This window comes from Azospirillum brasilense (genome assembly GCF_005222205.1).
Classification (GTDB): Bacteria; Pseudomonadota; Alphaproteobacteria; order Azospirillales; family Azospirillaceae; genus Azospirillum; species Azospirillum brasilense_G.
Genome location: NZ_CP032345.1, coordinates 1,027,230 through 1,050,014, shown reverse-complemented (window position 1 = coordinate 1,050,014; position 22,785 = coordinate 1,027,230). Strand labels below are relative to the sequence as shown.

Below are 22,785 nucleotides of genomic sequence, written 5' to 3'. Positions count from 1 at the left end.
GGGCAGGGTTAGGGAGGGGGCAAACGCCCGCACAAGAAGCAACGACGCAAGGGAGGGGGAAAACCGCCATGAACCGCCATCTCGCCGCCGCGGCGCTCCTGGCCGCGCTCTCCAACCCAGCCCTGGCCGGCCCGCCGGACCCCGCCGACCCGCTGGCTTCCGTCATGTGGGACGTGCTGCGGCCGGAGCTGTTCGGCACCGCCCCTGTGCAGTTCGACGACCGGGTGATGGTCACCGCCCCCGAAAACGCGGAGAACGCCGCCGCCGTCCCGGTGATGGCCGACGCCACGGCGCTCGGCGCGGTGGAGGAGATGGTGCTGTTCGCCGACCTCAACCCCTTCCCGGTCATTCTGCGCTTCCAGCCGCTGGCGGCGAAGCCGGTGATCGCCACGCGCTTCAAGGTGCAGCAGGCGACACCGCTGCGCGCCGCCGCCCGCACGCCGGACGGCGTCTGGCACATCGGCGGCAAGCTGCTCGACGCGGCGGGCGGCGGCTGCACCGCGCCGCCGGCCACTTACGCCGCCGCCGACTGGGCCGACCATGTGGGCGAGGTGCAAGGCCGCGCCTGGGCGCCGAGCGGGGAGGGCGCCGGGGAGGACAAGGCGACGCGTGTCCGCTTCCTCGTCCGCCACCCCATGGACACCGGGCTGGTCGCCGGCATCCCCGCCTATTTCATCGAGGCGCTGACCCTGCGCGACGCCGACGGGCGGGCGCTGGCCCGGCTGCAGACGGCGGAGCCGCTGTCCGAAAACCCCGTCTTCACGTTGGAGGTGCAGCCCGCGGCGGGCGGGCGCAGCCTGACGCTCGACGGGCGTGACAACCAGGGCGGCGAGGTCAAGGCGGCCATCCCGCTTCCCTGGGTGCAGGGAGCGCTGCCATGAGAGCGCTTCTCGCCCTTCTCCTGCTGGCCGTCTCCGCCGCGCCCGGCTGGGCCGCCGGCCCGCTGTCCTACGCTCTGAAGCCCGTGGCCATCGCCCGGGACACCTGGGTCTTCGAGGGCACGCGGGAGCATTTCACCCGCGCCAACGGCGGCAACATCCTCAACCCCGGCTTTATCGTCACCGACGACGGGGTGATCGTGATCCAGACCGGCCCGTCGCGCCGCTTCGGCGAGGAGATGCGCGCGGCCATCGCGACGGTCACCGACAAGCCGATCCGCAAGGTCTTCATCAGCAACCTGCACCCCGACTATTGGCTGGGCAACCGCGCCTTCGCCGACGTGCCCATCGCCGCTCTCCCCGGCACCATCGAGGGCATCAAGGCCGAGGGACAGGGGATGACCGAGAACATGTACCGCCTCGTCGGCGACTGGATGCGCGGCACCGAGCCGCTGGTCCCGACCGAGACGGTCTACGGATCCACCGTCGTCTTCGGCGCGCACCGGCTGCGGCTGATCCCGCTGGAGGGCCACACCGCCGCCGACCTCGCCATCCTGGACGAGACGACGGGCGTGCTGTTCGCCGGCGGAGTCGTCTTTTCCGACCGGACGCCGACCACGCCCCACGCCGACATCGGCCAATGGCTGGCGGCGCTGGAGTCCCTGGACGCTCTGGAGGTGACGGTTCTGGTGCCGAACCACGGGCGCATCCGCACCGACACGGCGGCCAGCAGGGCGGCCATCGCCCAAACCCGCGACTGGCTGACGTGGCTGGACCGCACGTTGCGAGAGCGGGCGGAGGCCGGGGCCGACATGGCCGAGCTGCTCGACGCCCCGATCCCTGAGCGCTTCGCCGGGATGGGCGTGCTGCGCGAGGAGTACCGGCGCTCCGTCTCCCACCTCTGGCCGGGGATCGAGCGGACAATCCTGCCGCGGGTCAACTGACGTCCTTCTCAATGAAACGTTTTCCGTCGCCAGCAGAACGCTCCGCCCATTCGACTATTTGCCAATGGACCACAATTGGGGCGCCGGTAAACTGCTTTATTGTCAGAAGGATAGGGGCTTCGCGTCGCCGCGTCGCCCCTGCGTCGAACCCCTGATTGTTCCGAAAAGAAGCCGAGGCGGGCGGACAAGGCAGACGGATTCCGCCAATTCGTCTGCGACTGATCATTTGTCTGCACATGATCTATGCCCGCGCCTCCGGCTGTCCATTCCCCTGGGAGGTATCCGCACCATGAAGCGTCTCTTCCGCACCTGCCTGCTTGCAAGCGCCATGGCCGCCGGCCTTGGCCTGAGCGGCCCCGCATTGGCCGCCGATGGGCCGAGCAACGACGATCTGCTGAACGACGCCAAGTCGACGGGCGACGTCCTGACCTATGGCATGGGGCCGCAGGCGCAGCGCTTCAGCCCGCTCGACAAGCTCAACCCGGACACCGTCAAGGGGCTGGTGCCGGTCTGGTCCTTCTCCTTCGGTGGCGAGAAGCAGCGCGGGCAGGAGTCGCAGCCGATCATCCATGACGGCACGATCTACGTCACCGGCTCCTACTCGCGCCTCTACGCCGTGGACGTGAAGACCGGGCAGAAGAAGTGGCAGTACGACCACCGCCTGCCCGAAGGCATCATGCCCTGCTGCGACGTGGTGAACCGCGGCGCCGCGCTCTACAAGGACAAGATCTACTTCGCGACGCTGGACGCCCGTCTGGTCGCGCTGAACAAGGACACCGGCAAGGTCGTCTGGTCGAAGAAGATCGAGGACTACAAGGCCGGCTACTCGGCCACCGCCGCCCCGCTGATCGTCGACGGCAAGGTCATCACCGGCAATTCCGGCGGCGAGTTCGGCATCATCGGCATGGTCGAGGCGCGCGACGCCGAGACGGGCGAGCTGGTCTGGCAGCGCCCGACCATCGAGGGCAACATGGGCACCCTCAATGGCAAGGAATCGACCATGACCGGCGTGATGAACGCCAGCTGGTCGGGCGATCTCTACAAGACCGGCGGCGGCGCCACCTGGCTGGGCGGCACCTACGACCCGGAGACCAAGACGCTGTTCTTCGGCACCGGCAACCCGGCGCCCTGGAACTCGCACCTGCGTCCGGGCGACAACCTCTACACCTCCTCGACCCTGGCCATCGACCCGGCCAACGGCGACATCAAGTGGCACTACCAGACCACGCCGCACGACGGCTGGGACTTCGACGGCGTGAACGAGCTGGTGTCCTTCGACCTGAAGAAGGACGGCCAGACCATCAAGGCCGGCGCCAAGGCCGACCGCAACGGCTTCTTCTACGTGCTCGACCGCACCAACGGGAAGCTGCTGAGCGCCTCGCCTTTCGTCACCAAGATCACCTGGGCCAAGGAGATCGACGTGAAGACCGGGCGGCCGGTCTACAACGACGACAACCGTCCGGGCACCCCGGTCGGTGCGGAGAAGGGCACGTCGGTCTTCGCCGCCCCGGCCTTCCTCGGCGCCAAGAACTGGATGCCCATGGCCTACAGCCCGGCGACCGAGCTGTTCTACGTCCCGGCCAACGAGTGGGGCATGGACATCTGGAACGAGCCGATCACCTACAAGAAGGGGGCGGCCTATCTGGGCGCCGGCTTCACCATCAAGCCGCTCTACGACGACTACATCGGCGCGCTGCGCGCCATCGACCCGAAGACCGGCAAGATCGTCTGGGAATACAAGAACCCGGCGCCGCTGTGGGGCGGCGTGCTGACCACCGGCGGCAACCTCGTCTTCACCGGCACGCCGGAGGGCTATCTGAAGGCGTTCGACGCCAAGTCCGGCAAGGAGGTCTGGAAGTTCAACACCGGCTCCGGCGTCGTCGGCTCTCCGGTCACCTGGGAACAGGACGGCGAGCAGTATGTGGCCGTGGTCTCCGGCTGGGGCGGTGCGGTGCCGCTGTGGGGCGGCGACGTCGCCAAGCTGGTCAAGGACATCAACCAGGGCGGTTCCCTCTGGGTCTTCAAGCTGCCGAAGGCCTGACGGGGAAACCCCCGTGCCGTGACCGGACCAGGAAAGGGCGGCCCGAAGGGTTCGGGCCGTCTTTTCTTGCGAACCGCTTGCAACAGAATTTGGGCCGGGATTTAAAACGGAATTGCCTACGATCGTCTGTTTTGGGGAATACCCGTTCCCGTCCTTGCGCATTCTTGAACAGTCCGGCATGATCACACCCGGAAACGCCCCGAAACGATGAGCGTGGGAACCACGCCATGAGCCGAATTCTGATTGCGGACGATCATCCGCTGGTGCGCGACGCCCTGCGCAGCGCCGTCCTCTATTCCTGCCAGGCGCAGGAAATCCACGAGGCCGGTTGCCTGGACGAAACCATCTCCATCCTCGACTCCATGCAGGGCGGCAAGGGGGAGCCGGACCTCGTCCTGCTCGACCTCAACATGCCGGGCATGAACGGTCTGACCGGGCTGATCGCCCTGCGCCGCCGCTTCCCGGCCATCCCCGTCGCCGTCGTCTCGGCGCACGAGGACCGCAAGGTGATGCTGGAGGCGGTGCGCTGCGGCGCCGCCGGCTTCATCCCGAAATCGACGCCGCGGGACGCCATCGCCGGCGCGCTGCGCCAGATCCTGGCCGGGGAGGTCTATCTGCCCGCCTCGGTCGAGGAGGGCGCCGCGGCGGAGGACGAGGAAACGGCGGAGATCGCCCGGCGCCTGTCCACCCTGACGGCGCAGCAGCTCCGCGTGCTGGAGATGCTGGGCACCGGCAAGCTGAACAAGGAAATCGCCTATGAGCTGAGCATCACGGAAACCACCGTGAAGGCCCACGTCTCGGCGATCCTGCAAAAGCTGAAAGTCTACAGCCGCACCCAGGCCGTGGTCTTCGCCAACCGCCTGCAACTGGAAAAGGCCCGCTTCGGCATCTGAGCCGGCGGGCCTTTTCTGTTCAGCGGTTCCGCATCCGCCGCGCGTCCGCGGCGGCGCGCGCCGCCTCCTGCCCCGGATCGCCCCGCCCGAAGCCGAGCGGCACCGGCCCGTCGAGCCAGCCGAAGCCGTCCAGGCTGTGGCCGTCGAACTCCGCCCAATCCGACCAGTCCTTGTCCTTGCTGCGCCGCTTCGCCTCCGCCTTGCGCACGGCGCGCCGGGCCTCCAGGCCGGGGTCGCGCCGCCCGAGCTGCTCGTCGCGCGTCGTCCGCTCGATGATGACGATGGAAGACCCGGTGGCGAAATCGCCGATGATCGCCAGATCGCGCGACCGGTCGGCGTGGTTGGGGCCGGGACCGTGCTGGTCGAGGATCACGATCTCCCCGGCGCGCGCCGCGCCGGACAGGAGCGCCAAGCCGGCGCCCAGCAGCAATAGGGGCAGGAACAGGGTGCGCATCGTCGTCTCCGCCGGTTTCGTCGCAGCGGGACAGACTGCGCCCGGCGGACGGCGGCGGGTGTGAGCCGCTTCACAGTTTCGGCAAAAGAGTCAGGCGAGCAGCCGGAACGCCGGATCGGGCCGGGCCAGCAACTCCCCCCGCACGCGCTCGACCAGCGCGTCGTCGCGCACGGCGCGGGGCGTTTCCAGCGGCACTTCCGCCGCCACCCGCGTCGGGCCGGGAGCCATCACCAGGATGCGGTCGGCCAGCTGGATCGCCTCGCGCAGATTGTGGGTGACGAACAGCACCGTGGCCGGGGACCGCTCCAGCATCGTCGCAAGGAGGGCGCGCATCCGCTGCGCCGTCGGTTCGTCCAGCGAGACGAAGGGCTCGTCCATCAGCAGCAGGCCCGGCTCCACCGCGAAGGCGCGGGCCAGGGCCACCCGCCGCGCCATGCCGCCCGACAGGCGGGCCGGGTACTCGTCGGCCACCGCCTCCAGCCCCATGGCGGCCAGCCAGCGCTCCGCCGTCCCATCGCTCCGCCGCGCCTTGGACAGCACCAGAGCCACGTTTTGCCGCACCGTGCGCCAGGGCAGCAGGCGGGGCGTCTGGAACACGCAGCCCAGCACCGGCTCCGGCCCGCCGAAGTCCAGGGTTCCGTCGAAATCGTGGTCCAGCCCGGCGGCGATGGTCAGCGCGGTCGTCTTGCCGCAGCCGGACGGGCCGACCAGCGCCAGGAACTCGCCCGGTGCGGCCGTCAGCGACAGGCCGCGGATGACCTCCCGCCCGGCAAAGCGCTTGGAGCGGATCTCAAGCCTCAGCGCGCACCGGCCGCCACCGGGTGAGCCGGTGCTCGACAGGCTGCAGGACGCAGAGTTCAAGGAGTTGGACGACGGCCACGAAGGCGACGGTGTACGCAAGAATGCCGGCCACATCGAACATCTGGAAGTAGAGGTGGATCTGGAATCCCACCCCGTCGCTGCGGCCCAGAAGCTCGACCACCAGCACGATCTTCCAGATCAGCGCAAGGCCGGACCGCGCCGCCGCGGCGAAGTAGGGGGTGAGCTGGGGCAGCAGCACATGGCGCAGCACGTCCGACCGCGCCATGCGGAAGGTCCGCGCCATCTCGACGTACTGCTCGTCGATGGCGCGCGTCCCTTCGCGCAGGACGACCACGACGTTGGGGATCTTGTTGACGGCAACCGCGCCGACCGCCGCCGCCTCGGTCAGGCCGAACCAGACATAGGCGAGCACGATCACGACCAGCGCCGGGATGTTCAGGAACACGGTCAGCCACAGCCCGAACAGCCGGTCGGCGGTGGCCGAGCGTCCGAGCAGGATGCCCAGCGCGGACCCGATGGACATGGCGATGACGAAGGCCGCGGCCATGCGCGCCAGCGTGATCCCCAGGTGATGGAACAGCGCGCCGTCCGCCGCCTCGCGGACCAGGACCGACAGCACGGCGGCGGGGCCGGGCAGGCTGCGGCTGGCCGCCAGTTCGGCGGCGACGGCCCACAGCCCGACCAGCAGAGCCAGCGACAGGACCGGGGCCAGCCGCCGCCACCGCATCAGAAGCGGACCCCCGGCCAGAAGGTGCCGTCCGGCAGGGCCATGGCGTTGCCCACCAGCTCCCGCCCGCCGAGCTTGGCCATCAGCCCGTAGAGCCGGGCCGCGGCCTCCCGCTCCTCCTCCGTCCAGCGCTGCGGGATGCCGGCGCGGAACTGGTCGCGCAACGCCGCCCAGGTGGCCTCGTCCTCCGCCTTCATCAGTGGGCGCAGCCGGTCCCATTCCGCGTCGGATCGCGCCATGATCGCCTTGGCCTTGCGCGAGGCGGCGATGAAGGCGTCGAGCGCCGCCGGGTTGGCCTTGGCCCAGCCCTCATGGAAGACGAAGCCGACCGCCGGCACCTGGGCCGACAGGCCGAGGTCCCGCATCATCCCGTCCACCCCGATGACCGTCCGCATCCCCGCCGCCTGGAGGCGGGCGGCGTAGGGCCAGAAATTCAGCACCGCGTCCAGCTCCCCCGTCGCGGCCTTCTGGTTCAGCAGGGGCGGGGCGGCGAAGACCGGCGTCGCCGCGGCGTCGAGGTCGAGCGCGTAGCGGTCGCGGGCCAACGCCTTCAGCAGCAGCCAGCTCTTGTCGATGGGGGTTCCGGCGACGCCGATGCGCCGGCCCTTCAGGTCGGCGACGGAGGCGATGGGGGAGGCCGCCGGCACCATCAGCGCGCCGACCGCCGCGGAATGGGGGATGAAGGTCAGGTCCGCCCCCGCCGCGCGCTGGCGGGCCACCCACAGCCAGTCGCTGGCGATCATGTCCACCGCCCCGCCCTGCAGGGCGATCTGCGCCGCTTGGCCGCTTGCCAGTTCCATCAGCTTCAGCTCGAAGCCGGCGGCCTCGTCCAGCCGGTGGTGGCGGATGACGTCAAGCTCCCAGCTGACCGTGCCGAACTTCAGCACCCCAATGGTCACTGTCGGGCGCTCCGTCGCACGCGTCACGGCGGCAACGCAGATCAGCGCAAGGAGCAGGAACAGCCGGGCAAGGGACATCAGGCGCATGGCACCGCCCCTGCGTCAAAAATTGCATTTGTATGGACGGTGGGGCGCGCCATGGTTGCGCGGTGGACCGGGCGGCGGATTGGCCACCGCCCGTGTCCCATCACCCCATGTCCCATCACAAGGAGGCGTCGAGGATGGAGAAAATCCTCACTCTCCTGATCCTGCTGCTTCGGGTGATCAAGGGCATCCTTGATCTCCTGAACCGCTAAGGATCGGGCCGGGAGGCAGGGGTCTAGCCACCCTTGTCTCCCTAGCCTGATGATGATGCGTCCTGCGGTCGTTTGCAAGGCAGGCCTCTGCGGTGCGGTGGCGCAGCGGAACGCGGGAATCCCACGATGGCGAACGGTGAGCTTAGGCTTCGTCCGGCGGTCCCCGGTATTCGACTATCGGGCAACTTGACCCTGTCGGGCACGGGGGGATTTCGTGGATGCCGCAGAACAATGGGGGAGGGAAGGTGGTGCGCGCAGGATGGCTGGGCGCCGCCGGGCTGGCGCTGTTGCTGGCCGGGCCGGCGGGAGGCGCCGCGGCGGACGCGGTCGCGGTGCCGGATGGCTACCGGATGACCGAATACCGGTCGCCGACCCCGGCATCGCTGCCCGGGGCCGAGACGGTGGACACGGTGCGGGCCCGCGCGCTGGTGGAGTCGGGTGCGGCTCTTCCCATCAACGTGATGAAGCTGGACCGCAGCACGCTGCCCGGCGGTCCCTGGCTGGTGCCGAAGCCCTTTCCGCAGATTCCCGGCAGCGTCTGGCTGCCCAACGTCGGGCTCGGGGCGCTGACGCCGGAGCTGGACGGCTATTTCCAGTCCAACCTGGAGCGGCTGACCGGCGGCGACCGCGGGCGCGGTCTGCTGTTCTACTGTCTGGCGGACTGCTGGATGTCGTGGAACGCGGGCAAGCGCGCCCTGGAGATGGGCTACCGCCGCGTCCTCTGGTACCGCGACGGGGCGGACGGCTGGGCCGAGGCCGGCCTGCCGACCGAGGACGGGAAGCCGGTTCCGGTCGCCGCACCGTAACCGGCTTTTCGACGCTTACTGCTTCAGCGACTTCAGGAAGGCGATCAGATAGTCCTGCTCCGCCGGGTCAGTGATGGCGACGTGGCGCATGCGGGTGCCGGGCACGAAATTGTCGTTGCCGGCGATCCAGTGGCGCAGGTTGTCCTCGGTCCAGGTGATGTTGGACGTCTTCAGCGCGTTGGAATAGTCGAAGCGCGGGATCGAGCCGGCTTTGCGTCCGACGACGTTGTACAGGCTCGGGCCGAAGGCGTTCTTGCTGGAATCCAGCGAGTGGCAGGCCGCGCACTGATGGAAGATCTGCTTGCCGGCGGCCTCCTCGGCCGTCTTGGGCTGCGGCCCGCTTTCAGCGCTGGCCGTCCCGGCGGCAAGCAGAAGGGCGGCGGCGATGACGAATCTGGAAACGGTCATGTGAGATGGCTCCCCAGCCAGAAGTCCGCGGCGCCGGTCGCGGCGGCGGTCGATGCCGCGCATTTTAGGTGGCTGGGTCGGGCCGCCGAATTGGACTTTGGAACAAGCCCGCAAATGGAATGAGGTCTTGGGGCTGGCCCAGTTGCCTCACCCCCCGTACTGCTCGTCGGTGACCTTTTCCATCCAGTCGACGGCCTTGCCGTCCAACTGCTCCTGGATGGCGATGTGGGTCATGAACATGGTCGGCGAGGCGCCATGCCAGTGCTTCTCGCCGGGCGGGAACCAGACGACGTCGCCGGGCCGGATCTCCTCGATGGGGCCGCCCTCGCGCTGGACCCGGCCGACGCCGGCGGTGACGATCAGCGTCTGACCCAAGGGATGGGTGTGCCACGCCGTGCGGGCGCCGGGCTCGAAGGTGACGCTGGCCGCCGCGGTGCGGGCCGGGGCGTCGGCCTGAACGAGGGGGTCGATGCGGACGGTGCCGGTGAACCAATCGGCCGGTCCGGTGACGGATGGCTGCGTGCCAACACGCGTGATCTTCATGGTCGGATCCTCCGCTGATCGCCCATTGGGGCGCGGTCGTCGTGCCGCCGCTCCATCAGGGACCGTCGATTCGGATGAGGCCGGCGGCGTCACATGCCGTCATGAACCGCGTTCATGAATGAAAGGCACGGGGAGGTGGGTAAGGCACCGATGAGAACGGGTGGTGCGGGCGGTCGGACTCGAACCGACATATCCGTGAGGACGGCGGATTTTGAGTCCGCTGCGTCTACCAATTCCGCCACGCCCGCACGGTGCCTGCCGGACCCGGCGCCCGTGGCGACCGGTGTCCGCTTTATAGAGGGGAACTGGCCCTGGGACAAAGTGTTTTGTGCGGATGCGTCGGCGTGTCTGGCCTAAGCCTGTGGGGCGCGCTAATCTCACCCGCATGATGAACCGCCTCCCCATCGACGATCCGCGCTACACCGCCGGGCTGTTGGCCGTCGCCAGCGCCGGCGTGCTGGCCGCCGCGCTGTTTTTCCAGTTCGTGCTGGGCTACCAGCCCTGCGTCCTGTGCCTGTGGCAGCGCGTGCCCTACGGGGCGGTGATGGCCTTCGGCATCGTCACCCTGCTGTTCCGCCAGTGGCGCGGGCTGGGCGACGCGCTGCTGGTGGCGAGCGGGCTGGCCCTGCTGGCCGGCGCGGGGATCGCCGCCTACCATGTGGGGGTGGAGCAGCACTGGTGGGCCGGCACTTCGGCCTGCGGCGCCAGCGGACGCGCACCCCAGACGCTGGAGGAATTGCGCGCCCAGGTGCTCGCCGCCCCGGTCACCCGCTGCGACGAAGTGGCGTGGTCGCTGTTCGGGATTTCGATGGCGGGCTACAACGTCGTGATTTCGCTGGCGCTGTCCGCCTTCGCCTTCGCGGCGGCCCGCGCCGCCTACATCCGGACCTCGGTTACCAGGACCTTCGCATGACCCCGCCCGACAGCATTGCCACCGGCACCGCCGCCGCTTCGGCCCCGTCCGCCACCCCGTCCAGCGCCGGGTCGTCCACCCCGCGGCCCCGCCCGCGCGGGCGCCTGCCCGGCGACCCGACCCCGGAACAGCGGCTGGCGCGGATCGTGCGCGTGGACCATGCCGGCGAGTACGGTGCCAAGCGCATCTACGAAGGCCAGCTCTCCGTCATGGGCCGCGGGCGGCACGCCAAGACCCTGCGCCACATGGCCGAGCAGGAGCAGGAACATCTCCAGTATTTCGAGAAGCAGCTCGTCGCCCGTCAGGTTCGCCCGACCGTGCTGCAGCCGCTGTGGCACGTCGCCGGCTTCCTGCTGGGCGCCGGCACCGCGGTGATGGGGGAGCGGGCGGCCATGGCCTGCACCGTCGCCGTCGAGCAGGTCATCGACGGCCACTACGAGGCGCAGCTCAAGCACCTCGGCCCGGAGGAGGAGGAGCTGAAGACCTCCATCCTCAAGTTCCAGGCGGAGGAGGTGGAGCACCGCGACATCGGCCTGCTCAACGGCGCGGAACAGGCCCCGGCCTATCCGGTGCTGTCCGCCGCCATCAAGGCCGGCACCAAGGCGGTGATCTGGGTGGCCGAACGGGTGTGACGGGCGCGGGTGACGGGGGCGGGTCTGGCCGACGGCCGGCGGAGCGGATTCAGTCGGCCTGACCGTCCTCTTCGGTCTTTGTCGGAGTGGGCGCCGGGACGGGCGGCGTGCCGTAAATTTCGTCCTCGCTCCGCCCGCAGCCCTCGCAGTAGCCGTCGTCGCCGATGATGCAGATGCCCACGCAGGGATTCTCGTCGTCCATACCCAGATCTTCCTCGGTCCAGCCTTCCCGATCGCGGCGTTTCTACATCGGATCGAGTTCGGTGTCCCAATAAAGAAAATCCCGCCAACTTTCGTGAAGGAAGTTTGGCGGGAATGCACGTCCGTTCTCTTGAAGCTGGTAGGCACTCGGCTGGAACGGGGGACTGAGGGGGATCATGCCGCAACTGTGCGGCAGCCTGTTTCCCTTTGCCAGATTGCAGGCCGAGCAGGAGGTGACGACGTTGCCCCAGGTGGTGCGCCCGCCGCGCGACCGTGGGATGACATGGTCGAAGGTCAGTTCCTGCGTGGGGAAGTGGTGGCCGCAATACTGGCAGGTGAAGCGGTCGCGCAGGAAGACGTTGAATCGGGTGAAGGCCGGCCGCCGTGTCGCCGGGATGAACTCCTTCAACGAAATGACGCTCGGCAGCTTGACCTCGAAGGTGGGCGAGCGGACGACGCGGTCGTATTCGGAGATGATGTTCACCCGGTCCAGAAAGACGGCCTTGACCGCCTCCTGCCAGGACCAGAGCGACAGAGGGAAGTAGCTGAGCGGCCGGAAGTCGGCGTTCAGCACCAGGGCCGGACAGTGATCGGGTGGTGGAGCCAATGGCCACTCCCTTCTCTGAAACGTGTCTGGAACCTTAGTCTGCTGTTCCGCTCTCCCTTGCGGGATGACGCGCCGCCGGGAGACCGGAACACCAGATACATAGTTGATCTGTGCTTCGAACTCAATATGTCGCGCCGCACTGCGTCATTTCTTCACGATCCTGTAACCCTTTCGATGGGCTGGGTCCCGGCCTTGCCGGACGGCGGGCGGAATGCCCTGCGGGATTGCCTGTGACATTTGGTTGTGAAGCCTTGATCGTGCATTTTCCGACATCGTGGTTACTGTGCGTTAACCATGCTCTGAGATGGTGGCGACGCCCCAGGGGGGACGCTTTCGAAGGGAACATCCATGAGCGCCACGATCATCGACCTTGCCGAGAAGCGCGCCGAGCGCGAGGAACGCGACCGCCAGCGCCGCATCGACGCCTTCGACCGCGAGCTGCGCCGCCGCCTCGCCATGTATCTTGAGGGCGAGGACATCCCGGTCGAGCCGATCAAGGACAACCCCTACATCTGATCCCCGCTGTCTGTTTCCCCCATCCGCAGCGCCGGCCGTCCCACATGCAGGCCGGGCGCTGTTGGGGTATAAGGCGGGGATGACCGACGTCATCACCCGCTTCGCGCCGAGCCCGACCGGCCATCTCCATCTCGGGCACGCCCATTCCGCTCTGTTCGGCTGGACCACCGCCCGCAAGGCCGGGGGGCGTTTCCTGCTGCGCATCGAGGACATCGACCCGCAGCGCTGCCGTCCGGAGTTCGACCGCGACCTGCGCGAGGATCTGGCCTGGCTGGGCCTGACCTGGGAGGAGCCGGTGCGCCGCCAGTCGGAGCATCTGGACGATCACCGCGCCGCCCTGGGGCGGCTTGACGATCTTGGTGTCGTCTACCCCTGCTTCTGCACCCGCAAGGACATCGCCGCCGAGATCGCCCGCGCCGGCCACGCGCCGCACGGGCCGGACGGTCCGCTCTATCCCGGCACCTGCCGCGGCCTGTCCGACCTGGAGCGGCAGGACCGCATCGCCGCGGGCGAAGCCTACGCTCTGCGGCTGGACGTGGGGAAGGCCATGGCCATGACCGGGCCGCTGCGCTGGCACGACCGGCGGCGCGGCTGGCAGGACGCCATGCCGGGAATCCTTGGCGACGTCGTGCTGGCGCGCAAGGACGCCCCGACGAGCTATCATCTGGCGGTCACCGTGGACGATCACCTCCAGGGCGTGACCCTGGTGACCCGCGGCGAGGATCTCTTTTTCGCGACTCACGTGCATTGTCTGCTTCAGGGTCTCCTTCGAGTCGGTGCTCCCGACTACGACCATCACCCATTGCTGGTGAACGAGCGTGGCGAACGTCTCGCCAAGCGCGACAACGCCAAGACCTTGCGAACTCTCCGGGAATCCGGGCAGACGGCGGCGACGGTGCGCGCCTTGGCCGGCTTTCCGGAAGAGTTATGATCTACCACCAACTGTGTATTACAGTGACGGGAAAGCTATCCGTTTGAGGCGAGTCGCCTGGAATCTTCTTCCTCTTGCACGTATCTTTTGAATCGCGACCGAGTGTTTGCAAAGACCAAAGGTTGGCGTCAAACGGTCGGCCGGCTTGCAATCCAAAGGGGGCAAGCGATGCGAGAGGAGGAGGCGAAGGACCACAGCCGTCCCGCCGACCCCGCCGGACTGCGGCGGGTCTTCGACACGATCGGCGTGGCGATCGCCCTGCTCGATCAACAGGGGCGCATTGCCGATCTCAACGCGGCGATGCTGCGCGCGATCGGGTGCCGGCGGGACCTCCTGATCGGACAACCCATGGCCGGCGCCTTTGTCTGGGGGGGCCGGGAGGACGCAGCGGAGCGCTTCGCCCAGGCGGTGGCGGCGGCGGGCCGGGGGCAGCTCCAGGAACTGACCCTGACGGGTGACGGGACCTGGCTCGACATCACCTTGACACCGCTGCCGACGGAGTCCGGCAGCGACGCCGCGGGCATCGTCATGACCGCCGCCGCCGCCGGCCGCCGGATGGCCGCGGAGGCGCAGCTGCGCGGACAGGAGGAGCACCTGCGCGCCGCTCGGGACGAGGTGGCGCGCGCCGGACAGGCCAAGGTGCGCTTCCTCGCCGCGGCCAGCCATGATCTGCGCCAGCCCGCCCAGTCGCTGACCCTGTTCGGCGCGGTGCTGGCGGAGCGGCTTGCCGATCATCCGCAGTTGCCGCTGGTCCAGACGATGAACCGGGCGGTCGAGGCGATGCGCGGCCTGCTCGACGCGTTGCTGGACGTGGCCCGGCTCGACTCGGGGATCGTGTCGCCCGAGATGGCGCCCTTCGCGGTGACCGAGATGATGGAGCGGCTGGCGGCCGACTACGGTCCGCGGGCCGCAGCCAAGGGGCTGCGGCTGCGGGTGCGCCCGCTCAGGCTGCAGGTCCGCAGCGACGCCGCGTTGCTGGAACGGCTGCTGCGCCACCTGCTCGACAACGCGGTGCGCTACACGGCGTCGGGCGGCGTGCTCCTGGCGTGCCGGCGGCGGGGCATGATGCTGCGCATCGAGGTGGCGGACACGGGAGTCGGCATCCCCACCGACAAGCTTGATGAGATTTTCGAGGAGTTCGTCCAGCTCGGCAACGCCGAACGCGACCGCAGCCGCGGCCTCGGCCTCGGGCTGGCGGTGGTGAAGCGGCTGTCGCATCTGCTCGGTCTGCCGGTCCGCGTGCGGTCGCGTCCGGGACGGGGCACATGCTTTACGGTGGAGGTTCCCTTGCACGCTTCCTGGAATCCCAACGCGACGGAGCGCGCCATGCCGTCCCTGGAGCGGCCCGGCGCGCTGGCCCTGATCATCGACGACGAGGAGCTGATCCTGCAGAGCCTGCGGCTGGTGCTGGAGCAGTGGGGATGGGATGTGCTGGCCGCCGCGTCGGGGGAGGAGGCGCTGCGCCAGCTCGACGGGGCGGAGCGGCTTCCCGACGTCATCATCGCCGACTACCGCCTGCGCTACGGCCGGACGGGGGTGGACGCCATCCGCGACATCCACGCCTTCGCCGGTGAACTCATCCCGGCGATCCTGCTGACCGGCGACACCAGCCCCGACCGCATCCGCGAGGCGCGGCGCAGCGGCTTCACCGTGCTGCACAAGCCGGTCACCCTGTCCGAGCTGTCCTCACACCTGGAGGAGGCGAGGGCGCGCGCCGCGGCGGAATGAGCGCTGGCTTCCGGGCGGCCTCTAAAGCGAACTTCCGTTCGCTTTAGACTCATAGCGCCTCATTCGCCGGCGGGCTCCGGTCGCATGTGCGACCGGGACCGCCGTCGCGGTCCAAAGCGGATTGCAATCCGCTTTAACGCCGCAGGCCGGTCACGATCTCCAGATAGTCCGGCTCCTCCGGCGTCAGCCAGCCGTGGCGGACCATGAAGTCGATGACGACGAGACTCACGTTGAACTTCCAGTCCTTCGTCGTGCGCACCGACTCCGCGACGCGGTCCAGCGGCCACAGCTCGAACCGCTCGACCTCGCCGTCGGTGTTTTGCGGAACGAAATCCGCGTCGAGCTCCAGGTCGTAGAGGAACAGCGTGTCCTGCTTCAGCCCGGCCTCCGTCTCCATGCGGTAGGTGACGGCACCGACGGGGACGGCCCGGGACGCCAGGGCGGCGTCGATTCCCGCCTCCTCCTGCGCTTCCTTGACGAGGTTCTCCGCCAGCGTCAGGCCGATGGGCTGGCCGCCGGCGATCATGTTGTCGAGCTTGCCCGGCGCCACCTCGCGGTCGCGGGCGCGCCGGCCGATCCACAGCGACAGGCCGCCGTCCGGCCCGCGCACGAAGCCGTTGACGTGCAGCCCGTAGGCGGGGGTGCCGAACTGCGCCACCACCGCGCGGTCGATGCGCATCAGCGGTTCCGCGCCCCAAGCCGGCATGACCGGATAGAACTCGCCGCGCAGGGCGGACACGGCCCCCGTCTCGACGAGGAACTGGGCGGCGTGCGCCAGCACGGTGGACCGCGCCTCGAAATCGCGGACCTCCGGGGCCAGCGTCACCCGGTCGGCGGTGACGACGAAGCCCGGATCGACGCCGGGAAGCTGCTCGGCCAGCGCGTGGCGGACCCAGCCGAGACGATGCCTCTCCAGCTCGAACGGACGGAAGCCGGAGAGGTCGTGCGCGTTGCACGCGCGGATGTGGTCGAGATAGCTCATGCGACTCCGTGTAGCCCCAGCGCCCCCCGCCGCGCAACCGTTCTTCCGCGAGACGATTCCCAGCCGGCTGGAGGCGTTGCGAGCCGGTTGCAAAGGACGTCCTTGCGGCGTACACACACGGCCTATCGGACTCGGGGGACAGGTCGATGCCGGCGGCGTTCGGAGATTTTTCCGTTCTGGTGATCGAAGACGAGAGCTTCACCCGCATGGTGCTGGCGAAGATGCTGGCCACGCTGGGCTTCCGCTCCGTCCATCAGGCCGCCGACGGCGAGGCCGGGCTGGCCGCCGTGTGCGCGCATGGCCCCGATCTTGTCGTCTGCGACGTGGAGATGCAGCCGATGGACGGGCTGGGCTTCCTGAAGGCGCTGCGGGCCAGCCCCGACGCCCGCCACCGCGCGCTGCCGGTGATCTTCATGACCAACCGCGCTGACCAGAGCCGTGTGGAGGAAGCCGCGGCCTTCGGCGCCGACACCTTCATCCTCAAGCCGGCCACGCCGGCGTCGCTCAAGGAAACGCTGGGCGCCAAGCTCGGCTGAAGGCTCCCGGCGGCCGGGGGGGCGGTCCTGCCGGTCACACTTTTTCCCCGACCTGTGGCAGGACTGCAAGAACGCTGCCAAGTGCTTGATTCCAGACGCCTTCCGGAATCCCTGGGGTTTGTGCGCCGCAACGCCGTCGTTGGCTCACCCAAATTCCGCCTTGTTGATCTGCTGTGATGAGGCTCACCATCCTTCTTTGGAAGGTGTGGACCGCGCCGATCGCCCATGCGTTAATATCCGGAGGCACGGCGGTGGTCACAGGCATGGAAGTGTGTTGTTAAGAAATAGTCGGCACACTTAACGTTAACCGTAGCGCCTTAGTGGGTTAAGGCGCGAGGATGCACTGGAGGTCGATGGGTGATCGGCGAAGTCCAGCGAGTCCCCGACGAACGGCATCCGGACCGCGGTCCGGAAGCCGGCTGGAAGTTTCAACCCCATCGAACGTCATCGCTTTTGCCGTCCTTCCCGCCGGTGCTTGCGCGCCGGTTTTTCCGGACAACCCGGACGCGTGGTCTATTACTGAAGACCGGTGTGTCCGAACGCCCGTCTTTTCCGGCTATCAAGGCTTTCCTCCTGGAAAGCTCTAGGTCGAGCATTACATTCAGTTTTGAAGCATTCGAGTTTAGCACTCCGAAGGGGGCGCTTCATTTGAAGGGCAACTGGATAAAAGGTCTGGCTTTCGACGGTGAGCGGGGGTGCCGCGGGACCGTTGTGTCCGCGACATCCCAGAGTTCGCACCTGCGGCAGGTGCCGCCCCCGCCGCCCGGGTCCCCCGGCGGCAGCCCCGACGCATCGGACTAAGAGACACGGAGAGCGGAATGTTCCCGGCCGACGAACTGTTCACGCGCTACACACAGTCCTACGAGGGGCGCCGTGAGGTCGAGATGAGCCTCACGGAATACCTCCAGGAATGCCGCGACGACCCGATGATGTATGCCTCCGCTCCGGAGCGCATCCTCGCCGCCATCGGCGAACCGGAAGTCGTCGACACCGCCAAGGACCCGCGCCTTGGCCGAATCTTCATGAACCGGACGATCAAGATCTATCCGGCCTTCGCCGACTTCTACGGCATGGAGGAGACGATCGAGCGGATCGTCGGCTTCTTCCGCCACGCCGCGCAGGGGCTGGAGGAGCGCAAGCAGATCCTCTACCTGCTGGGCCCGGTGGGCGGCGGCAAGTCGTCGCTGGCGGAGCGGCTGAAGTCGCTGATGGAGAAATGCCCGGTCTATGTGCTGAAGGCCGGCAAGGAGGTCAGCCCGGTCTTCGAAAGCCCGCTCGGCCTCTTCAACCCGGACGAGATGGGCGACCTGCTGGAGGACCGCTACGGCATCCCGCGCCGCCGGCTGACCGGCCTGATGAGCCCGTGGGCGGTGAAGCGGCTGGACGAGTTCGGCGGTGACATCTCCCGCTTCCGCGTCGTCAAGCTGCATCCCAGCAAGCTGCGCCAGATCTGCGTCACCAAGACGGAGCCGGGCGACGAGAACAACCAGGACATCTCCTCGCTGGTCGGCAAGGTCGACATTCGCAAGCTGGAGATGTACAGCCAGAACGACCCCGACGCCTACAGCTTCTCCGGCGGCCTGAACCGGGCCAGCCAGGGCCTGCTGGAATTCGTCGAGATGTTCAAGGCCCCGATCAAGATGCTCCACCCGCTGCTGACGGCGACCCAGGAGGGCAACTACGTCGGCTCGGAGAACATCGGCGCCATCCCGTTCCAGGGCATCATCCTCGCCCACTCGAACGAGGCGGAGTGGCAGTCCTTCAAGAACAACAAGAACAACGAAGCCTTCATCGACCGCATCTGCGTCATCAAGGTCCCCTACTGCCTGCGCGTGCAGGAGGAGCAGCGGATCTACGACAAGCTGGTCAAGGGCTCCGACCTCGCGACCGCGCCCTGCGCGCCGTCGACGCTGGAGATGCTGGCGAAGTTCTCGGTGCTGTCGCGCATGCGCGACCATCCGAACTCCAGCCTCTACTCCAAGATGCGCGTCTATGACGGCGAGAGCATGAAGGAGACCGACCCCAAGGCCAAGTCCATGCAGGAATACCGCGACCAGGCGGGCGTGGACGAGGGCATGGACGGCATCTCCACCCGCTTCGCCTTCAAGGTTCTGGCCGCGACCTTCAACTACGACTCCAACGAGATCTCGGCCGATCCCGTCCACCTGATGTACATCCTGGAGCAGTCGATCAAGCGGGAGCAGTTCCCCGACGACACCGAGAAGAAGTACATTGAGTTCATCAAGGCCGAGATGGCGCCGCGTTACGCGGAGTTCATCGGCAACGAGATCCAGAAGGCGTATCTGGAATCCTACAGCGACTATGGACAGAACCTGTTCGACCGCTATGTGGATTACGCCGACGCGTGGATCGAGGACCAGGACTTCAAGGACCCGGACACCGGTCAGCTGATGAACCGCGAGCTTCTGAACCAGGAGCTGACCAAGATCGAGAAGCCCGCCGGGATCGCCAACCCGAAGGACTTCCGCAACGAGGTCGTCAAGTTCGCGCTGCGCGCGCGGGCGGCGAACGCCGGGCGCAACCCCTCCTGGACGTCCTACGAGAAAATCCGTGAGGTGATCGAGAAACGCATGTTCTCCCAGGTGGAGGATCTGCTTCCGGTCATCAGCTTCGGGTCCAAGAAGGACGGCGAGACCGAGAAGAAGCACAACGAGTTCGTGTCGCGCATGATGTCGCGCGGCTACACCGAGCGGCAGGTCCGCCGGTTGGTCGAGTGGTACATGCGTGTGAAGCAGGCCGGCTGACGGCCCGCTTCGCCACACGAGCGTGAACGGGTAGGAGGGGCTCCCCCTTGATGAACATCATCGACCGTCGCCTGAATCCGCAAGGCAAGAGCCTGGCCAACCGCCAGCGTTTCCTGCGCCGTGCCAAGGAGCAGGTGGTGAAGGCGGTGCGGGATGCCTCCGGCAAACGCGGCATCCAGGACATCGAAAACGGTGAGAAGGTGACCATCTCGACCGGCGGCGTTCGGGAGCCCTCCTTCCACCGCTCCGGCGCCGGCGGCGTGCGCGACTACGTCGTGCCGGGCAACAAGGAGTATGTGGAGGGAGACACCATCGCGCGGCCGGAGAGCGGCGGCGGCCGCGGCGGCAACGAAGGCAGTCCGGACGGGGAGGGCGACGATGATTTCCGCTTCGTCCTGTCCCGCGAGGAGTTCCTGGACATCTTCCTGGAGGACCTGGAGCTTCCCGACCTCGTCAAGCAGAAGGTCAAGCAGACGGAATCCCACTCGCTGACGCGGGCGGGCTATTCGGTGACCGGCTCGCCGGCCAACCTGAACCTCGTCCGCACCATGCGCAACAGCCTCAGCCGGCGCATCGCGCTGAAGCGCCCCAAGCCGGCGGACATGCTGGAGCTGGAGGCGCTCCTGCGCGAGGCGGAGGACCGTGGCGACGATCCCGAGACGCTGCGGGAGATGCGCGACCAGCTGGAGCGGCACTATCTCCGTTCCAAGCGCATCCCCTTCATCGACCCGATCGACGTCCGCTACAACCGGTTCGAGACGGTGCCGAAGCCCATCGCGCAGGCGGTCATGTTCTGCCTGATGGACGTTTCCGGCTCGATGACCGAGCACATGAAGGACCTCGCCAAGCGCTTCTTCATGCTGCTCTATCTGTTCCTGAAGCGGCGCTACCGGTCGGTCGACATCGTCTTCATCCGCCACACCCACGAGGCCAAGGAGGTGGACGAGGACACGTTCTTCTACTCCACCGAGACCGGCGGCACCGTGGTCTCCACGGCGCTGGAGGAGATGCAGCGCATCGTCAAGGAGCGCTATCCGGAGAACGAGTGGAACATCTACGCCGCCCAGGCGTCGGACGGCGACAACATGTCGTCGGACAACGCGCGGTCGGCGGGCCTGCTGCGCGACGGCATCCTGCCGCTGTGCCAGTACTTCGCCTACATCGAGGTGGCGGCGGAGCACAACATGGGCCTGTCGGCGCTGGGCCGCGAGACGGAGCTGTGGCGGACCTACAAGACGGTCCAGGGGCCGGATCTGCCGATCGCCATGCGCCGCGTCCGTTCCCGCCGGGAGATCTTCCCGGTCTTCCGCGACCTGTTCGCCCGCGAGAAGGCGGGGGCGTAGGCGTCCTTGCCCCCAACCCTCCCCCGCTGGCGCAGGGGAGGGGGCCGGTTCCCTCCCCAGCGAAGCGGGGGAGGGTCAGGGAGGGGGCAATGCCCGCCACCGCGACGCCGCACCAAGAATCGGGGCCAACACCCCGCAGAGTACTGAGAGGATGTGAGGCATGACCGCTGTGATCGACAAGCCCGACAGCCTGCTCTACGACGGGGCGGACTGGGATTACGACAAGATCAAGCGCGTCTACGACGCCATCGAGGACATCGCCCTGAAGGACATGGGCCTCAGCGTCTATCCCAACCAGATCGAGGTCATCACCGCCGAGCAGATGCTCGACGCCTATTCGTCCATCGGCATGCCGCTGATGTACAAGCACTGGTCCTTCGGCAAGCATTTCGCCCGTGACGAGATGCTCTACCGCAAGGGCTACCGCGGCCTTGCCTACGAGATCGTCATCAACTCCAGCCCCTGCATCAGCTACATCATGGAAGAGAACACCATGACGATGCAGACGCTGGTGATCGCCCACGCCGCCTTCGGCCACAACCATTTCTTCAAGAACAACCAGCTCTTCCAGCAGTGGACGGACGCCGAGGGCATCCTCGACTATCTGGAATTCGCCAAATCCTACATCGCCCAGTGCGAGGACCGCTATGGCCACCACGCGGTGGAGCGGGTGCTCGACGCCGCCCACGCGCTGATGAACCAGGGCGTGCACAAGTACCCGAAGAAGCGCAGCCTCGACCTGCGGCTGGAGCAGAAGCGCGAGCGGGAGCGGCAGGAGTACCAGGAGCAGACCTTCAACGACCTGTGGCGCACCGTGCCGAAGGTCGCCGTCGGCGGCAACCGCCCGTCCAAGTCGGTGTCTGAGCGCAAGAAGCTGCTCGGCCTGCCCGAAGAGAACCTGCTCTATTTCCTGGAGAAGAAGGCGCCGCGGCTGGAGCACTGGCAGCGCGAGATCCTCCGCATCGTTCGCCACATGGCCCAGTATTTCTACCCGCAGAAGCAGACCAAGCTGATGAACGAGGGGTGTGCGACCTACACCCACTACACCATCCTGAACGAGATGCACCGGCGCGGGATGATCAGCGAAGGCGCGATGCTGGAATTCCTGCATTCGCACACCTCCGTGGTGTTCCAGCCGGAGTTCGACGACCAGCGCTTCTCGGGCATCAACCCCTACGCGCTGGGCTTCGCGATGATGCAGGACATCCAGCGCATCGCCGAGACCCCGACGGACGAGGACCGCTACTGGTTCCCCGACCTCGCCGGGCGGGGCGACGGCATGGGCGCGCTGCGCGACGCCTGGGCCAACTTCCGCGACGAGAGCTTCGTCCTCCAGTATCTCAGCCCGCACCTGATGCGGAAGTTCAAGATGTTCAGCGTGCGCGACGACGCGGAAGATCCCTATCTGCTGGTCGAGAACATCCACAACGAGCGCGGCTACCGCGGCATCCGCAAGCTGCTGGCGCGGCAGTACGACCTCGGCTTCCTGGAGCCGGACATCCAGATCGTCGACGTCGATCTGGCCGGCGACCGCAAGCTGATCCTGCACCACCGCGTGACCAACGGCGTGCTGCTGGACGAGAGCGACGCCAAGGCCGTGCTGCGCCACATCGCGAACCTGTGGGGCTACGAGGTTCAGCTCGTCGAGGTGTCGGCCCTGTCCGACGCCATCCTGAAGGAGCACGCGGTCACCGCGCCCAGCGGAATCGGGGGGTAATGGGGCAGGGTGGGGCTGCGTGTTTGCCCCCACCCCGGCCCTCCCCCGGCTACCGCAGGGGAGGGAGATTTTAGCGATGCGGCGGCAGTCCCCTCCCCTGCGAGAGCGGGGGAGGGTTAAAGCGGATGGCAATCCGCTTTGGACCGCGACGGCGGCCCCGGCCGCACATGCGGCCGAAGCCCGCCGGCAAGTGAGGCGATGTG

At 67.8% G+C, this 22,785-nt stretch carries 24 protein-coding genes and 1 tRNA gene; 14 read left to right on the top strand and 11 right to left on the bottom strand.

Going from position 1 to position 22,785, the window contains the following annotated elements:
* Nucleotides 1-68: 68 nt before the first annotated feature.
* The 4 genes from D3869_RS05145 (at nt 69) to D3869_RS05130 (ending at nt 4,756) form a co-directional block, all read left to right on the top strand.
* Entirely contained in the window at nt 69-881 is an 813-nt protein-coding gene (locus tag D3869_RS05145; protein WP_137139195.1) for a quinoprotein dehydrogenase-associated SoxYZ-like carrier, read from the top strand.
* The gene (locus D3869_RS05140; RefSeq protein ID WP_137139194.1) at nt 878-1,822 is read left to right on the top strand and encodes a quinoprotein relay system zinc metallohydrolase 1; all 945 of its coding nucleotides are present in this window, start codon (nt 878-880) and stop codon (nt 1,820-1,822) included. The genes D3869_RS05145 and D3869_RS05140 overlap by 4 nt, the downstream gene beginning before the upstream one ends.
* A 289-nt stretch (nt 1,823-2,111) precedes the next feature.
* On the top strand, nt 2,112-3,863 hold the full coding sequence (locus tag D3869_RS05135) for a methanol/ethanol family PQQ-dependent dehydrogenase (RefSeq protein WP_035679539.1): 1,752 nt from the start codon (nt 2,112-2,114) through the stop codon (nt 3,861-3,863).
* Between the two features lie 227 nt (nt 3,864-4,090).
* Nucleotides 4,091-4,756 (top strand): response regulator, encoded by a 666-nt coding sequence (locus D3869_RS05130; protein ID WP_137139193.1) that lies wholly within the window; start codon nt 4,091-4,093, stop codon nt 4,754-4,756.
* Between the two features lie 19 nt (nt 4,757-4,775).
* Here the strand turns inward: D3869_RS05130 and D3869_RS05125 are convergent, their stop codons facing one another.
* The 4 genes from D3869_RS05125 to D3869_RS05110 form a co-directional block, all read right to left on the bottom strand.
* Entirely contained in the window at nt 4,776-5,210 is a 435-nt protein-coding gene (locus D3869_RS05125; RefSeq protein WP_137139192.1) for a hypothetical protein, read from the bottom strand.
* Between the two features lie 90 nt (nt 5,211-5,300).
* Nucleotides 5,301-6,071, bottom strand: coding sequence for an ABC transporter ATP-binding protein (locus D3869_RS05120; RefSeq protein ID WP_247895728.1), 771 nt, complete (start codon nt 6,069-6,071; stop codon nt 5,301-5,303).
* Entirely contained in the window at nt 6,001-6,759 is a 759-nt protein-coding gene (locus D3869_RS05115) for an ABC transporter permease (protein WP_137139190.1), read from the bottom strand. The genes D3869_RS05120 and D3869_RS05115 overlap by 71 nt, the downstream gene beginning before the upstream one ends.
* Complete coding sequence (locus D3869_RS05110; RefSeq protein ID WP_137139189.1) at nt 6,759-7,745, bottom strand: ABC transporter substrate-binding protein; 987 nt, start codon at nt 7,743-7,745, stop codon at nt 6,759-6,761. The genes D3869_RS05115 and D3869_RS05110 overlap by 1 nt, the downstream gene beginning before the upstream one ends.
* Nucleotides 7,746-8,172: 427 nt before the next feature.
* Here D3869_RS05110 and D3869_RS05105 point away from each other — a divergent pair, with 427 nt between their 5' ends.
* Entirely contained in the window at nt 8,173-8,760 is a 588-nt protein-coding gene (locus D3869_RS05105; RefSeq protein ID WP_137139188.1) for a PQQ-dependent catabolism-associated CXXCW motif protein, read from the top strand.
* A 15-nt stretch (nt 8,761-8,775) separates the two neighbouring features.
* Here D3869_RS05105 and D3869_RS05100 read toward each other — a convergent pair whose 3' ends face one another.
* The 3 genes from D3869_RS05100 to D3869_RS05090 all read right to left on the bottom strand — a co-directional run bounded on the left by D3869_RS05100 (nt 8,776) and on the right by D3869_RS05090 (nt 9,959).
* Nucleotides 8,776-9,168, bottom strand: coding sequence for a c-type cytochrome (locus D3869_RS05100; RefSeq protein WP_137139187.1), 393 nt, complete (start codon nt 9,166-9,168; stop codon nt 8,776-8,778).
* A 147-nt stretch (nt 9,169-9,315) separates the two neighbouring features.
* The gene (locus tag D3869_RS05095) at nt 9,316-9,711 is read right to left on the bottom strand and encodes a (R)-mandelonitrile lyase (protein ID WP_137139186.1); all 396 of its coding nucleotides are present in this window, start codon (nt 9,709-9,711) and stop codon (nt 9,316-9,318) included.
* 161 nt (nt 9,712-9,872) lie between these two features.
* Nucleotides 9,873-9,959, bottom strand: a tRNA-Leu gene (locus D3869_RS05090).
* Between the two features lie 137 nt (nt 9,960-10,096).
* Between D3869_RS05090 and D3869_RS05085 the strand changes: the two genes are divergently transcribed.
* Nucleotides 10,097-10,624 (top strand): disulfide bond formation protein B, encoded by a 528-nt coding sequence (locus tag D3869_RS05085; RefSeq protein ID WP_137139185.1) that lies wholly within the window; start codon nt 10,097-10,099, stop codon nt 10,622-10,624.
* Nucleotides 10,621-11,256, top strand: coding sequence for a demethoxyubiquinone hydroxylase family protein (locus D3869_RS05080; protein ID WP_137139184.1), 636 nt, complete (start codon nt 10,621-10,623; stop codon nt 11,254-11,256). The genes D3869_RS05085 and D3869_RS05080 overlap by 4 nt, the downstream gene beginning before the upstream one ends.
* Nucleotides 11,257-11,305: 49 nt before the next feature.
* On the opposite strand, the gene D3869_RS05075 is transcribed toward D3869_RS05080, so the two are convergent.
* Both D3869_RS05075 and D3869_RS05070 read right to left on the bottom strand, forming a co-directional pair.
* Entirely contained in the window at nt 11,306-11,458 is a 153-nt protein-coding gene (locus D3869_RS05075) for a DUF1289 domain-containing protein (protein WP_137139183.1), read from the bottom strand.
* Between the two features lie 42 nt (nt 11,459-11,500).
* Nucleotides 11,501-12,064, bottom strand: coding sequence for an HNH endonuclease (locus tag D3869_RS05070; protein ID WP_137139182.1), 564 nt, complete (start codon nt 12,062-12,064; stop codon nt 11,501-11,503).
* Nucleotides 12,065-12,412: 348 nt separating this feature from the next.
* Here D3869_RS05070 and D3869_RS32990 point away from each other — a divergent pair, with 348 nt between their 5' ends.
* From D3869_RS32990 to D3869_RS05060, 3 genes are all read left to right on the top strand, one after another.
* Nucleotides 12,413-12,580, top strand: coding sequence for a hypothetical protein (locus D3869_RS32990; protein WP_014241314.1), 168 nt, complete (start codon nt 12,413-12,415; stop codon nt 12,578-12,580).
* Between the two features lie 79 nt (nt 12,581-12,659).
* Nucleotides 12,660-13,511, top strand: coding sequence for a tRNA glutamyl-Q(34) synthetase GluQRS (gene gluQRS, locus D3869_RS05065; RefSeq protein ID WP_137139181.1), 852 nt, complete (start codon nt 12,660-12,662; stop codon nt 13,509-13,511).
* A 168-nt stretch (nt 13,512-13,679) separates the two neighbouring features.
* Nucleotides 13,680-15,239, top strand: a complete 1,560-nt coding sequence (locus D3869_RS05060) for an ATP-binding protein (protein WP_137139180.1) — start codon at nt 13,680-13,682, stop codon at nt 15,237-15,239.
* A gap of 133 nt (nt 15,240-15,372) precedes the next feature.
* On the opposite strand, the gene D3869_RS05055 is transcribed toward D3869_RS05060, so the two are convergent.
* On the bottom strand, nt 15,373-16,221 hold the full coding sequence (locus D3869_RS05055; protein ID WP_137139179.1) for a DUF4743 domain-containing protein: 849 nt from the start codon (nt 16,219-16,221) through the stop codon (nt 15,373-15,375).
* Between the two features lie 146 nt (nt 16,222-16,367).
* On the opposite strand from D3869_RS05055, the gene D3869_RS05050 reads away from it, so the two are divergent.
* Nucleotides 16,368-16,757, top strand: coding sequence for a response regulator (locus tag D3869_RS05050; RefSeq protein WP_137139178.1), 390 nt, complete (start codon nt 16,368-16,370; stop codon nt 16,755-16,757).
* Nucleotides 16,758-16,791: 34 nt separating this feature from the next.
* On the opposite strand, the gene D3869_RS05045 is transcribed toward D3869_RS05050, so the two are convergent.
* Nucleotides 16,792-17,022, bottom strand: coding sequence for a hypothetical protein (locus D3869_RS05045; RefSeq protein ID WP_137139177.1), 231 nt, complete (start codon nt 17,020-17,022; stop codon nt 16,792-16,794).
* Between the two features lie 553 nt (nt 17,023-17,575).
* Between D3869_RS05045 and D3869_RS05040 the strand changes: the two genes are divergently transcribed.
* From D3869_RS05040 to D3869_RS05030, 3 genes are all read left to right on the top strand, one after another.
* Complete coding sequence (locus D3869_RS05040; RefSeq protein ID WP_109068665.1) at nt 17,576-19,522, top strand: PrkA family serine protein kinase; 1,947 nt, start codon at nt 17,576-17,578, stop codon at nt 19,520-19,522.
* Nucleotides 19,523-19,572: 50 nt separating this feature from the next.
* Nucleotides 19,573-20,865 (top strand): YeaH/YhbH family protein, encoded by a 1,293-nt coding sequence (locus D3869_RS05035; RefSeq protein WP_109068664.1) that lies wholly within the window; start codon nt 19,573-19,575, stop codon nt 20,863-20,865.
* Nucleotides 20,866-21,025: 160 nt separating this feature from the next.
* On the top strand, nt 21,026-22,582 hold the full coding sequence (locus D3869_RS05030; RefSeq protein ID WP_137139176.1) for a SpoVR family protein: 1,557 nt from the start codon (nt 21,026-21,028) through the stop codon (nt 22,580-22,582).
* Nucleotides 22,583-22,785 lie beyond the last annotated feature (203 nt).